Origin of the sequence: Streptomyces dysideae, assembly GCF_001514305.1 — a bacterium.
GTDB lineage: Bacteria > Actinomycetota > Actinomycetes > Streptomycetales > Streptomycetaceae > Streptomyces > Streptomyces dysideae.
Genome location: NZ_KQ949085.1, coordinates 94,629 through 107,558, shown reverse-complemented (window position 1 = coordinate 107,558; position 12,930 = coordinate 94,629). Strand labels below are relative to the sequence as shown.

Genomic DNA, 12,930 nt, shown 5'->3' with positions numbered 1-12,930 from the left:
CATCAAGGCCGCGAGTCACGGTTCGTAAGGCTCCTCACGCACGGTAACCGGACGGAGTCGGTCGTCACAGGACCGCGACCGGGCTGACGGGCGAGCCGGTCCCGCCCGGAACGTTCAACGGCGCCACGACGAGCAGGAATTCATGCCGCCCGGCCTCGGCGGTCGCGCCGGAGAGCGCTTCCAGGTCGAGGTTGTCCAGCAGCGGCACCCCCATCGCGGCGACGGCCAGGGCGTGGACCGGCGAGTGCACGCCGTCCACCGGCGACGGCCGTACATCACTGTCGCCGTCACCCCCGAGCAGCGCGATGCCACGCTCGGCCAGCAGCGGTACGGCGTCCACGTGGAAACCCGCGCTCGCCGCGTCGGGGTCCCAGGCGCCGAGTTCCGCACGGCGGCGGACATGTCCGGAGCGCAGCAGCACCGCGTCACCCTCGCCGATCGTCACATCGAGCGCCTTCTCCGCAGCGATGATGTCCTTCGCGTGCACCGCTTGTCCCGGCTCCAGCCAGCGGATCCCCAGGGCGGCGGGGAGGTCGAGCAGCACTCCCGTCGTGACGAGGGGACCGAGCGTCGACACCGCGCCGAAGCGGGCGCCTGCGGCATCGACGACCTCGTGTGCCGTCCGGCCGTCGTAGAGCTGCCCCCGGTAGACGATGTGGCACAGCGCGTCGAGATGGGTGACGCCCTTGCCGTGGTAGTCGGCGGCGATGAAGTCCTTGTGGGTGGACGGTTCCGGAGCCTCCACGTCGCCCAGGTCGGTCATGTGGTGGAGGGCGGGCTTGCGGTTGTCGGGGCCGGGTCGGGTGTTCCAGGGCAACGCCATCGGGACGACCGTCCCGGACCGCACTCCCGCCGTGGCCCGCCGCACATGGTCCGCTGTCACACGGTTCCAGGCACCGCGGTCGGCCGGGGCCCAGCGTCCCCACGTGCGAACCGCCTCGAAGAGTGCGTCGAACTCCCGACGGGAGACGGCAGGCCCGTTGCCGGTACCGGTCGGCCCGGGATTCGGGGCATCGGCGGAGTTCGAGCTCATCTGTACTCACCGTTCCCATAGGGCGTCGGGGTGTGCGCCCGGCTGACGTCGTGACGTCGCGCCGTGACGCGGAAGAGCGTCGTCCTCGTGATCAGAAATCCAGCTTTGCACACCCGCCGATTCCCCCGCAGGTCAGCCCGACCGCCGAAGCGCCGGCGCCACCGCCAGGCCGACTGTCGCCGACTGGGTGACCGCCGGCCCCATGCCGTCCGCCTCGGCACGATCCGACGCGCGCGACGTCCGATCGCGCTGCCTCAGCGCAAGGCGCCCTTGGTGGCGTCGGCGATGAAACCGCGCGCGAAGAAGGTGAACACCAGCACCAGCGGGATGACCGAGAGGAGCACCCCGGACATCACCATGCTGTAGTCCGTGGAATGGCCGGCGTACAGCTGGGCCAGCGCCACCTGGAGGGTGAGGCGGTCCGGGTTGACCAGCATCACCAACGGCAGGATGTAGTCGTTCCAGGCGGCGATGAAGGTGTAGATGCCGAGGAACGCCAAGGCCGGGCGGACACACGGCAGCACCACGTGCCAGTACAGCCTGATGAACCCGGCGCCCTCGATGCGGGCGGCGTCCAGCAGTTCGTCGGGGACGCTGGTGGTGGTGTACTGGCGCATCCAGAAGATGCCGAAGGCGTTGGCGGCGGCGGGCACGATGAGCGCTTGGAGCGTGCCCAGCCAGCCCAGCTGCACCATGATCTCGTACTGCGGGATGATCGCCAGCTGGGTCGGCAGGATGTACATCGACAGCAGCACGCCGAAGAGGAACTTCTTCGCGGGGAAGTCGTACTTGGCGAAGGCGAAGGCGGCCAACGAGTCGAAGAACAGCACCAGCACGGTCGTACAGACCGCCACGATCACTGTGTTGACCAGGGATCCGAAGAAGTCCATCTTGTCGAAAAGGTGCTGGATGTTGGTCAGCAGGTTGTCGCCGAACCACAGCTTCGGCGGGTAGCGGTAGATGTCCTGCGAGGTGTTCGTCGCCATGACGACGATCCAGTAGAACGGGAACACCGAGATGACGACACCGGTCATCAGGATGAGATGGACGCTGAGCCCCCGCAGGCGTTCACGGTTCTGGCTGTTCACGGCCGGCGCTCCTTACGCTGCACCAGGCGCCAGTTGATGACGACGATGAGCAGGATCAGCAGGAAGAAGGCCCAGACGATCGCGGCCCCGTAGCCGAAGTCGTTGTTGTCGAAGGCCTGGTGGTAGAAGTACAGCAAGGTGGTCAGGCCCGCCTGGCCCGGTCCGCCGGAGTTGGGGTTGGTCGCTGCCTCGCTGCCGAACAGCACCTGTGGTTCGGTGAAACTCTGCAGGCCGGTGACAGTGGAGATCACCACGGTGAACAGGATGATGGGCCTGAGCAGCGGGATCGTGATGGAAAAGAAGATCCGTACCGGGCCGGCCCCGTCCATCCGGGCGGCCTCGTGGAGTTCCGAGGGGATCGCCTGGAGACCGGCCAGGTAGATGATGGCGTTGTAGCCGGTCCACTGCCAGGTCATCAGCGCCGCGATCACCAGCTTGATCGTCCACTCGTTGCTCATCCAGGGCACCGCCGACAGGTGCAGGGCCCTCAGGATGGCGTTGATCAGGCCGAAGTTGTTGCTGAAGATCGCGCCGAAGAAGATCGCGATGGCCACCAGCGAGGTGATGCTGGGGATGAACAGGGCGACCCGGTAGAAGGCCGTGAGACGTTTGGTGGAGTTCACCAGCACCGCGAGCACCAGCGCCAGGCAGAGCATCGGCACCGTCGACAGCACCCAGATGACGAGGGTATTGCGGACGGACAGCCAGAACACCGGGTCGTCCCACAGGAAACGGAACTGCTGGAACCCGACGAACTGCATGTCCCCGACGCCGTCCCACCGCTGGAAGGCCAGATACACGGTGAAGATCACCGGGAAGAGCATGAAGACGGAGAAGATCAGGTAGTACGGCGAGATGGCCAGGTACTGCGGCCAGTACCTGGCCGCCCGCGGTCGCGGCCCGCGCCGGGCCCCGGCCGGCACCGGCCGGATCCGAGGGCCGCGACGCTCCGGACGGCGCGAACGGTCCGGAGCGGGCTGCCCGGTGGTCACGGTGTCGGATCCGGAGGTCGGTCCGGTAGGTGCCGGGCCGGCTACCGGGCTTGACGACATGTCACTTCACTCCCTGACGCTGCGCGATCTGCATGGCCTGGCTGACCGCGTCCTTCCAGGCTTCGTCCGGGTCCTTGCCCTTGGCCTCGATACTGGTCAGCTCGCTGTAGTAGGGCGCGGAGACCGCCGCGTCGGCGGGTGCCTCGTAGGCGGCGGGGATCCTCTCCGCCGCCGGACCGAAGATCTCGATGGTCTTCTGGCCGCCGAAGAAGGCGTCGCCGCCGGTCAGCGCCGGCAGCTCGTACGCGGCCGGGGCGGTCGGGAAGAGGGCCGCGTCGGTGAAGCCGCGGGCCTGGTTCTCCGGGCTGAGGATCCAGCTGATGATCTCGAAGGCTTCTTCGGGGTTGCCGCTGGTCGCGGGGATGGCCAGGAAGGACCCGCCGAGGTTGGACGGTCCACCGGGCAGGCTCGCCACCCGCCACTTGCCCTTGGTGCCGGGCGCGGCGTTGCTGATATCCAGCGCGTGCCAGGCTGCGCCGATCTCGGTGCCCAGGGTGCCGCCGCTGATCGCCGCGTTCCAGGTGTTGTCGTTGATCTTGGCGTCGATACCGAGGGTGTAGGGCTTCACCGCAGTGGTCCACGCGGTACGGATGTGGTCCTGGTCGCCGATGAACTTGTTGTCCTCGTCGATGAACCGCTGGGTGCCCTGGCCGACGATCATCGAGAACACCGAGCCGATGTTGTTGATGAGGAAGGTCTTGGGGATGGCCTTGTGCAGTTCGACGCCGGCCTTGAAGTAGGCGTCCCAGGTGGACAGCTCGGCGGAGACCTTGGCGGGGTCGGTGGGCAGCCCCGCCTGCGCGAAGAGGTCCTCGCGGTAGTACGTCGCGCAGGGGCCGATGTCGATCGGGAAGCCGATGAGCTTGCCGTCCTGCGTGGTGGCCTGCTTCAGCTTCCACGACAGGTACTGCGGGGCCAGCTTGTCCGCGCCGACGGAGTTCAGGTCGATGAAGCGGTTGGCGTTGGGCAGGAACGAGGCGATGTCCTCGCCCTTGATACCGGTGATGTCCGGTGCGGACTGGGCGGCCCTCAGGCCGGTGAGCAGCTTGGTCTTGAAGTCACCGCCGACCACGGAGGTCTTGAGGCTGATGTCGGAGAAGTGCTTCTTGGCGTCCGCGACAACCTTGTCGCTCAGGCCGCCGGACCAGTACCAGAGGGTCAGGTTCTTGCTGTCCTTGCTGCCGCTCGATCCGGAGCCGCCGCCGCACGCTGCGGTGGCGCCGGCCGCGGCGGCCGACAGTGCGGCGGCCTGCAGGAATCGTCTGCGGGAAAGGTCCACGATCTTCTCCTAGTTTCGGCGGGTTCGGCACGTCCGCACGTCCGACAGGACCTGTGAGTCGTGGGGCACGTGGGGGCACGGCGGCGGGGGCCGGGCGGCTGAAGAGCATCGGCGTGGGTGGAACCCTTCAGCCACCCGGAGTGTGTGACCTGGTCCTCTCAGACGGTGCCGACGCGTCCGTGACGGCGGAACACGCCGTTCATCCGCTTCGGCCGACCGGAGTGGGGTCCGGACCTGGCTCCGAATTACGCAAGAGAGTGCACCCGGTGCGTGACTTTGACAAGGGTCAAGCACGTATCGAGACATTCATGCGCGACTTTGCTTGAGTTTGGCGCGTTGGCGAGTATGGTCAGCCGCATGCTCCCTGACCGAAGACATCAGCTGATCCTGCGCGCCCTGCGCGCGGACGGGCCCACCACGGTGGTCGCCCTGGCCGAGAAGGTCGGGGCGAGTCAGGCCACGATCCGGCGCGACCTCGCGCAACTGGAGGACGAGGGACTGCTCAAGCGGGTCTACGGCGGTGCCGCCCCCGTCGTGGGTGAGGACGACCCGTTCGCCGACGTGGCCGGCGTCCGCGTCGAGGCGAAGGACGCCCTGGCCGCCTGGTGCGCAAACCTCGTCAGGGACGGCGAGACCGTGCTGCTCGATATTGGCACCACGGCCCACCGGGTGGCACGCCACCTCCATGGCCGGTCTCTGACCGTGATCACCAGCAACCTGGCCGTCTATGAGGAACTCCAGGACGACAAGGACATCCAGCTGATCCTGCTGGGCGGCGTGGTCCGGCGGGACTACCGCTCGCTGGTCGGCTTCCTGACCGAGGACAACCTGCGGCAGGTCCACGCCGACCGGCTGTTCCTCGGCACCAGCGGGGTCCGCCCCGACGGGCAGGTGCTGGACACGACCGCCGTCGAGGTTCCCGTCAAGCGGGCGATGATCGCCGCCAGCACCCACGTGGTCCTGCTGGCGGACGCGGGCAAGTTTCCCGGCACCGGCATGGCCCGGGTGTGCGGTCCGGAGGAGCTCGACGTCGTGGTGACCAACGCTCCGGGGGACGAGAAGACCTGCAATCGGCTGCGCGAGGCGGGAGTTGAGGTGGTCGAAGTATGAGACTCACGATCCTGGGCGGCGGAGGCTTCCGGGTCCCGCTGGTCTTACCGGGCGCTGCTGGGCGACCGCGGCGAAGGACGTGTCACCGACGTGACCCTGTACGGCCTGGACACCTCCCGGCTGGCGACCATCCGCAGGGTTCTCGCCGACCAGGCGGCCGGGCATCGCGATCCGCCCGTCGTCACTGTCACCACCGACCTGGACGAGGCGGTCACCGGAGCCGACTTCGTGTTCTCCGCCATCCGCGTCGGCGGGCTCGCCGGACGGGCGGTGGACGAGCGGATCGCTCGGGCGGAAGGTGTGCTGGGCCAGGAGACCGTCGGCGCGGGCGGCATCTCCTACGGTCTGCGCACCATCCCGGTGGCGCTCGGGATCGCCCGTCGCATCGCTACCCTGGCGCCCGACGCCTGGGTCATCAACTTCACCTGCCCGCCCCATCGCCGGAGCCCCGTTGCCCGACCACGGCAAGGGCCTGGTGTGTGCGGTCGAGGCGGTCGAACGCGCGGTGATCCACGCCGCCACCACCGCCGATCGCGCCCACGCGGTCAAGGCGCTCACGATCCACCCGCTGATCGACTCGTACACCGTCGCGAAGCGCCTGCTGGACGCCTACCAGCGCCACTTCTCCGAACTCGACTACCTGGGCGGCCAGGGCCGGCCCTCGCAGCACGCCGCGAAACACTCGTCCTTCCGGGCAGGAGGTGCACCGCTCCCGTCCGTCGCACCCGAATGCGGCAGCTGTTCACCTCGTCGACGCCGTCATGAGCCGGCGGCACCCGAACTCGGCTGCCGGTAGGGCCGCACGGCACGGCGCGCGATGGCGAAACGGTGCGTCTCCGACGGCCCGTCGTAGATCCGGAACGGTCGCACCTCCCTGAGCAGCCGGGCCAGCGGGGCGTCGGCGGCCGAGATACCGAGTGCTCCGCAGATCTGCACCGCCCGGTCGACCACCCGGTTCACGGCCTCCGCCACGAAGGTCTTGGACACCGAGGTGAGTTGCGCGGCGGCGGAGCCGGTGTCCAGCTCCCAGGCGGTACGCAGGATCAGAGCGCGGCTCGCCTCGATGTCGATCTCGGAGTCGGCCAGCATCTGCTGCACCATGCCGAGGTCCCCCAGGACGGAGCCGAACGCCATGCGACTGCCCGCCCGTTCCAGCGCGACGTCCTGGGCGCGCCGCGCGGCTCCCAGCCAGCGCATGCAGTGCGTCATACGGGCGGGGCCGAGCCGGACCTGGGCGCCCGCGAAGCCGTGGCCGACCGCGCCGAGCACCTGGTCGTCCCCCACCACGCACTCCTCGAAGACGATCTCGCTGTGCCCGGCGAAGAGCCCTTCGTCCAGAGTCTCGATGTCCCGGGCGATGCTCATGCCGGGAGTACCGGCGTCGACCAGGAACATGGTGGCGCCACCCGGGTCTCCGGGGTTGCCGGAGGTGCGGGCCATGACGATGGCGAAGCCGGCGCCCTGGGCACCGCTGATGAACCACTTGCGCCCGTCGATGCGCCACCCGCCGGGAATCCGGGTCGCGGTGGTCCGCAGGGAGCGGGGATCAGCGCCGGCTCCCGGTGCCGGTTCGGTCATGGCGAAGCAGGACCGCACCTCGCCGGCGGCGAGCGGGCGCAGATAGTGCTCCTTCTGGTCTTCGGTGGCGGCCTTCTCCAGCAGGTGCATGTTGCCCTCGTCCGGGGCCGCGCAGTTCAACGCCAGGGGTCCGAGCAGCGAGTAACCCGCGGCTTCGAAGACCACCGCCTGCCCGCGCAGGTCGAGTCCGTGCCCGCCCCACCGCGTCGGCACGTGCGGAGCGAACACACCGGCCTCACGGGCGCCTCTCTGCAGGATTTCCCGCAGGGCCTCGGGGGCGTCGTGCACGGACCCGCCGCACGCGCGCTCTGCCGGGATCACCACCTCGCGTACGAACGCGGAAGTGGACGCGGCAAGTTGGGCAACAGTCGGATCGACATCGAACTGGATGGGCACGGGACCTCCCGGCGACGGGCGTACGGGCATCGGGCCCGCCGCGTCCTAGAAACTGTATAGCGTCTTCAGTATCTTGCCGAGAGACACCCGGCGACGGGAAGACGACAGGAGAGACGTCCTATGAGCCATCCTGTGAGCACCGAGCCGGTCCGGATCGTCCGTCACGCCGACGGAGTCGTCGAGCTGAGGCTGGATGCCCCCGAGCGGGGCAACGCCCTGGACCTGGCCACGGCCGAGGCACTGCGGGACACAACTGCCCAGGTGGCCGCCGACCCGGGCGGCGCGGTCCTGCTGCGGGCGGCGGGCGGCACCTTCTGCGTGGGCGGTGACCTGCGCGCCTTCGCCGGTCGCGGCGAGGGGACGGGTGCCTATGTGCATGCCGTGGCGACCGCCGCGCATGCCGCGATACAGGTCCTGCACGAGCTGCCGGTACCGGTGGTGACCGCCGTGCGCGGCGCCGCCGCGGGTGGCGGGGTCGGCCTCGCCCTCGTGGGCGACATCGTCCTGGCGGCCCGGTCCGCGCGGTTCCGGCTGGCGTACACGGACGTCGGGCTCACGCCGGACTGCGGGGCCTCCTGGTTCCTGCCGCGTCTGGTCGGCCGCCGGCTGGCGGCGGACCTGATCCTGACCAACCGGGTCCTGACCGGGGACGACGCCGAACGGTGGGGCCTGGTCTCCCGGTCCGTCGACGACGAGGAGCTGGACCCGGCGGCGCACCGGACCGCCGCCGGGCTGGCCGCCGGCGCCGGTGACGCGCTGCGCGGCGCGAAGGGCCTGCTGCGCGGCCGCGCCGGGCACGGACTCGGCCGCCACCTCGCCGAGGAGGCGCGACAGATCGCCGCCCTGGCGGAGGGGCGGGAGGCGCAGGACCGCATGGCGTCGTTCCTCGTCGCCCGGGACCGCGCCCGGACGCGGCAACAGCCGGACACAACCCAGGCAACCTGAAAGTGTTTCTTGAATCCCTCTTCACTAACAGGCTCGCCGGAGCGTAACCTCCGGGCAACACAGAACCGAGGAACCGGTCACCACAGAACCGGGGAAAAGGTGTGGCGATGCAATCTGCTGCCGTGGACCTTCCGGACTCTCCCGACGAGACGCTCACCGAAGCCGTCGTCGACCTCGTTCTGCGTGGCATGTGGCGCGGCAGGCCCGAGTCGGAGCACCGCCCCTTGGTCGACGCCGGGCTGGCGATGGTGAAGGGTCCGATGGTGCTGCCGACCGAGCGTGCCAGGACCGCCGCCTCGCGGATCCTGCGGATCTCCCCGGGATCAGCGCAGGAGGAGCAGATCACCACGGCGTACGAGGCTTTCCTGCCGGTCAACAGGAAGATCCGCGAGGTGTGCACGGCATGGCAGTGCCGCCCCGACGGCACCGCCAACGACCACTCCGACAGCGTCTACGACGCCGGGGTGCGCGAGTCGCTGGAAGACGTGCACGAGGCCATCCAGCCCGTGCTGCGCAGGCTGGAACGGGTGCTCGAAGGCAGCGGACGGTATCTCACAGCCTTGGAGGAAGCCCTCGACCGCTTCGACGACGGTGCGGTGCAGTGGCTGGCCTCGCCGCTGTGCGACTCGTACCACACCGTGTGGATGCGGCTGCACCAGGAGTTGCTGCTCGTGCTGGGGATCAGCCGGGCCGACGACGAGGCCCGTGAAGAAGAACTGGTCACGAGGAGCCGAGGTTGAGCGTCACCAACCGCCAGGCGGGCCCCCTCGCACCGTCCGAGGCCCCCCTCGCACCGTCCGAGGCCCCCGGCCGGATCCTGGTGCCCTACGGGCAGGGACGGGCCCGGGGGCTCGACGCCGACGAACTGGGCGCCCACGGCACGGCGATGGACCGGCTGGTGGCCCTCGGGCTGCCGGTCGTGCCGGGGCTCACCGTGCCGGCCGGCGCCTCCGCGTCGCTGTGTGAACCCGACACCGCCCGAGCCGCCGTCGACCTGATCGAACAGCTCTCGGGGCGGCGGATCGGCGACGCGGGCCGCCCGTTGCTGCTGCGCCTGTCGGCGAGCGCGCCGACCGAGATCGCCGGACTGCCGCCCGACCTTGCCTGTCTCGGCGTCACCACCGCGGGCGCCGACGGCCTGTGCACCGTCATCGGGCGCGAGGACGCGCTGTACGAGGTGTGGGCCGCCACCGTGCGGATGATCGCCGAGTACGCCCTCGACGTACCCGGCGCGGTGCTCGACGACGCTCTCCTCGACACGCCCGAGCCGCGGGCACGGGTCGATGCGCTGCTGTCCCTGGTCGCGCGGCACGGCTCACAGCCATTCCCCGACGACCCGGCCCAGCAGCTCGCGCTGGCCGCCCGTGCCCTCCTCGTTCGGTGGGACTCACCACGAGCGAGGAGATCCCGCAAGGCACAGCGGCTGCCCGCCGATCTCGGTATCGCCCTGCACGTGCAGGCGCTGCGCATCGGCCCGGCGGACCACTCGGGCTACGGCACGGCGGTCAGCCGCCATCCCGAGACCGGCCGCCTCTCCCCCCAGGGCTCGTTCTTCCGGGGGGTGCGCCGCAGCGCCCCACCCCCGCACACCAGTGAACCGCTGGACCGGCTCGCGGGCGGAACGGCTCTGCTGGAGCATTCCCTGCTCACCCTCGAACGTCATCTGTACGCGCCCGTCTCCGTCGACTTCGAGGTGCGCGACGACGAGATCTCCCTGCTCGCCGCCTCCGCGCAGCAACGGCCGCCGCTGCGGGCCTCGGTATGCCTCGCCGCCGACCTGGCACGGGACGGCGCAATCGGCCCCGAGGAGGCCGTACTCCGGATCAGCCCCGCGCAGGTGCAGGAGCTGCTGCACCCCCAGCTCCGGCTGACCGGCGGCGAGGAACTCCTGATGAAGGGGCTGCCCGCCTCCCCGGGCGCGGCGACCGGAGTGATCGTGCTGTCCAGTGAACGCGCCCTCGAACTGGGCGCGGACGGCACCCATGTCGTGCTCGTGGCCCATGAGACGACCCCGGCGGACGTCCCAGGAATGCTGGTGTCCGTCGCCGTACTGACCGGCAACGGCGGTATCGCCTCGCACGCCGCCGTGGTGGCGCGGGGCGCCGGCAAGCCCGCGGTGTGCGGCGCCGAGGGGCTGCGCGTGGACCGGGCCGCCGGGACGGTGCGCATCGGGGACCGGGTGCTGCGCGAGGGCGACCCCGTCTCGCTGGACGGCCGTACCGGCGCCGTCTACGCGGGGACGCTGAGCCTCAGTGTCGCCGGACCGCCGCCCGAACTGTCCACCCTGCTGGAGTGGGCGGACGGCATGCGCCGACTGGGTGTACGGGCCAACGCCGACAGCGCCGCGGAGGTGAGCACCGCCGTCGCCCTGGGGGCGGAGGGTGTCGGGCTGTGCCGTACGGAGCACCAGTTCCTCGGCGAGCGGCTGCCGCTGATCCGCCGGGTGATCCTGGCCGCCGACCCGGCGGCCCGCGACGAGGCGCTGTCGGCACTGGAGCACGCCCAGCACCAGGACTTCAGAGCTCTGCTGGCCGCGGTCGGGAACCGGCCGGTGACCGTGCGCCTGCTGGACGCCCCGCTGCACGAGTTCCTGCCCGCCGCCGGCCACGCCCTGGACGGGGCGGAGGAGCAGCGGGCCGCCGCGCTGCGTGAGGCGAATCCGATGCTCGGGCTGCGCGGGGTGCGGCTGGCGCTGCTGCACGAGAGGCTCTACCCGGCGCAGGCCGAGGCGCTCTTCGCCGCCTGGGCGGACGTCGCCGCCACCGGAGTCCGGCCCGAGCTGGAGGTGATGATCCCGCTCGTCAGTATGCCGGAGGAACTGGCCGCCGCGGCCGCGTACGTGCGCGGGGCCGCCGAGGCGGTCGCCGCCCGCACCGGTGTGGAGGTTCCGTACCGGCTCGGCACGATGATCGAGACCCCGCGGGCCGCGCTGCTCGCCGGTGAACTCGCCGAACACGCCGAGTTCTTCTCCTTCGGCACCAACGACCTCACTCAGCTGACCTACGGATTCTCCCGCGACGACGTCGAGCGCCAGGTGCTCGCCAACTATCAGGAGCGCGGGTTGCTGACGGCCAGCCCCTTCGCGCGGCTCGACCCGCACGGGGTGGGCGCCCTGGTCGCTCTGGCGGCCGAGCGGGCACGGAGCGTGCGGCCGGGTATCAAGCTGGGCGTGTGCGGAGAGCACGGCGGGGATCCGGAGTCGATCGCGTTCTGCGACGACCTCGGCCTCGACTACGTCTCCTGTTCCGCGCACCGCGTGCCAGTGGCACGGATGGCGGCCGCGCACAGTGTCCTGCGCGAGCGGCGTGACGAGAGCGGGAGCGCACGATGACGAGCACCGTGACCGACGGCACGGCCCTGTCGGACGCCGAACTGGACGACCTGCGCGAGACCGTACGGTCCGTGTGCGCGGACGCCGGAGGCACCGCGGCGGTGCGCCGGCTGCCCGAGCACTCCCCCGGCGTCGACGCCGCGTTGTGGGACACCCTCGGCCGGCAGGTCGGCCTCGCGGCCCTCGGTCTGCCCGAGTCGGCGGGAGGGATCGGCGGCCTGGCCGAGATCGCCGTGGTCTGCGAGGAGTTGGGCAGGACGCTGGCACCGGTACCGCTGCTGTCCTCCACCGTGCTGGCCGGGCAGGTACTGGCCGGCTGCGGTACGGCCGACAAGGCGCTGGCCGAGCTGGCCGAGGGCACGGTGCACGCCCTGGCGGTGGCTGCGCCCGACGGAACGTGGCGGTCCGACGCCGTGCCGGTGGCCGTCTCCTGGCGGGGCGGTGTCCCGGTCCTTGACGGCACCGTGCCGTTCGTCCTCGACGGCGCCGATGCCCAGGCGCTGGTGGTGGCCGGTATCGGGGCCGACGGCGTGGACCTCTTCCTCGCCGACCCGAGCGGGCCGGGGGTCACGGTTCGCCGGGTGCCCACCCTGGACCTCAGCCGGGGCCAGGCGGTGGTCACCTTCTCCGGCGCCCGGGTCCGGGCGCTGACCACCGGGGGCGAGGGAGCGGATGTCGTCTCCCGCGCCCTGGACGTGGCCCTGGTCGCCCTGGCCGCCGAGCAACTCGGCGGTGCGCAGGCGGCGTTGGACATGACGGTGGCCCATGTGCGGGACCGTACCCAGTTCGGCAGGGCGATCGGCGGCTTCCAGGCGGTCAAGCACACGTGCGCCGACATGCTGCTCCAGGTCGAGGGCGCACGGTCGGCGGTGGTGCGCGCCGTCCGGGCGGCCGCGTCGCGCGAAGCGCTGGCCGAAGCGGCGGCGGTGGCACAGGCGTGGTGCTGCGAGGCCTTCGTGTCCGTCGCCGCCGAGTGCGTGCAGCTGCACGGCGGCATGGGTTTCACCTGGGAGCACGACGCACACCTGTACTTCCGGCGTGCCCAGTCCGACGCCGTCCTGCTGGGCGGCGCCGCACACCACCGGGAACGGCTGGCCGGGCTGCTGGGCTGGTGACGT

At 70.8% G+C, this 12,930-nt stretch carries 11 protein-coding genes and 1 pseudogene; 7 read left to right on the top strand and 5 right to left on the bottom strand.

Features of this window, described 5'->3' with window-relative positions:
• Positions 1–64: 64 nt before the first annotated feature.
• The 4 genes from AQJ91_RS19315 to AQJ91_RS19300 form a co-directional block, all read right to left on the bottom strand.
• Positions 65–1,033 carry a cyclase family protein gene (locus tag AQJ91_RS19315; RefSeq protein WP_067022882.1) on the bottom strand — a complete coding sequence of 323 codons (969 nt, stop codon included), beginning with the start codon at positions 1,031–1,033 and terminating at the stop codon, positions 65–67.
• Between the two features lie 254 nt (positions 1,034–1,287).
• Positions 1,288–2,067, bottom strand: a complete 780-nt coding sequence (locus AQJ91_RS19310; protein WP_079085060.1) for a carbohydrate ABC transporter permease — start codon at positions 2,065–2,067, stop codon at positions 1,288–1,290.
• A 50-nt stretch (positions 2,068–2,117) separates the two neighbouring features.
• Entirely contained in the window at positions 2,118–3,044 is a 927-nt protein-coding gene (locus tag AQJ91_RS19305; RefSeq protein WP_234382549.1) for a carbohydrate ABC transporter permease, read from the bottom strand.
• Between the two features lie 130 nt (positions 3,045–3,174).
• The gene (locus tag AQJ91_RS19300; protein WP_067022875.1) at positions 3,175–4,452 is read right to left on the bottom strand and encodes an extracellular solute-binding protein; all 1,278 of its coding nucleotides are present in this window, start codon (positions 4,450–4,452) and stop codon (positions 3,175–3,177) included.
• Between the two features lie 357 nt (positions 4,453–4,809).
• Between AQJ91_RS19300 and AQJ91_RS19295 the strand changes: the two genes are divergently transcribed.
• The 3 genes and pseudogenes from AQJ91_RS19295 to AQJ91_RS52175 all read left to right on the top strand — a co-directional run bounded on the left by AQJ91_RS19295 (position 4,810) and on the right by AQJ91_RS52175 (position 6,358).
• Positions 4,810–5,562, top strand: coding sequence for a DeoR/GlpR family DNA-binding transcription regulator (locus AQJ91_RS19295; RefSeq protein ID WP_067023220.1), 753 nt, complete (start codon positions 4,810–4,812; stop codon positions 5,560–5,562).
• A pseudogene (locus tag AQJ91_RS19290) lies at positions 5,559–5,994 on the top strand (family 4 glycosyl hydrolase); the annotation flags it as partial. The gene AQJ91_RS19295 and the pseudogene AQJ91_RS19290, both read left to right, overlap by 4 nt.
• A 19-nt stretch (positions 5,995–6,013) precedes the next feature.
• Positions 6,014–6,358, top strand: coding sequence for a hypothetical protein (locus AQJ91_RS52175; RefSeq protein ID WP_159054606.1), 345 nt, complete (start codon positions 6,014–6,016; stop codon positions 6,356–6,358).
• On the opposite strand, the gene AQJ91_RS19285 is transcribed toward AQJ91_RS52175, so the two are convergent.
• Positions 6,322–7,536 (bottom strand): acyl-CoA dehydrogenase family protein, encoded by a 1,215-nt coding sequence (locus AQJ91_RS19285; protein WP_067022872.1) that lies wholly within the window; start codon positions 7,534–7,536, stop codon positions 6,322–6,324. The genes AQJ91_RS52175 and AQJ91_RS19285 overlap by 37 nt on opposite strands.
• A gap of 120 nt (positions 7,537–7,656) precedes the next feature.
• On the opposite strand from AQJ91_RS19285, the gene AQJ91_RS19280 reads away from it, so the two are divergent.
• The 4 genes from AQJ91_RS19280 (at position 7,657) to AQJ91_RS19265 (ending at position 12,927) form a co-directional block, all read left to right on the top strand.
• A complete protein-coding gene (locus tag AQJ91_RS19280; RefSeq protein WP_107122474.1) occupies positions 7,657–8,481 on the top strand; it encodes an enoyl-CoA hydratase/isomerase family protein in 825 nt (274 codons plus the stop codon).
• 107 nt (positions 8,482–8,588) lie between these two features.
• Positions 8,589–9,221 carry a hypothetical protein gene (locus AQJ91_RS19275; protein WP_234382546.1) on the top strand — a complete coding sequence of 211 codons (633 nt, stop codon included), beginning with the start codon at positions 8,589–8,591 and terminating at the stop codon, positions 9,219–9,221.
• Complete coding sequence (locus AQJ91_RS19270) at positions 9,218–11,812, top strand: putative PEP-binding protein (protein ID WP_067022866.1); 2,595 nt, start codon at positions 9,218–9,220, stop codon at positions 11,810–11,812. Before AQJ91_RS19275 ends, AQJ91_RS19270 begins: the two co-directional genes overlap by 4 nt.
• Positions 11,809–12,927 (top strand): acyl-CoA dehydrogenase family protein, encoded by a 1,119-nt coding sequence (locus AQJ91_RS19265; protein ID WP_067022863.1) that lies wholly within the window; start codon positions 11,809–11,811, stop codon positions 12,925–12,927. Before AQJ91_RS19270 ends, AQJ91_RS19265 begins: the two co-directional genes overlap by 4 nt.
• The last annotated feature ends 3 nt before the right edge of the window (positions 12,928–12,930 follow it).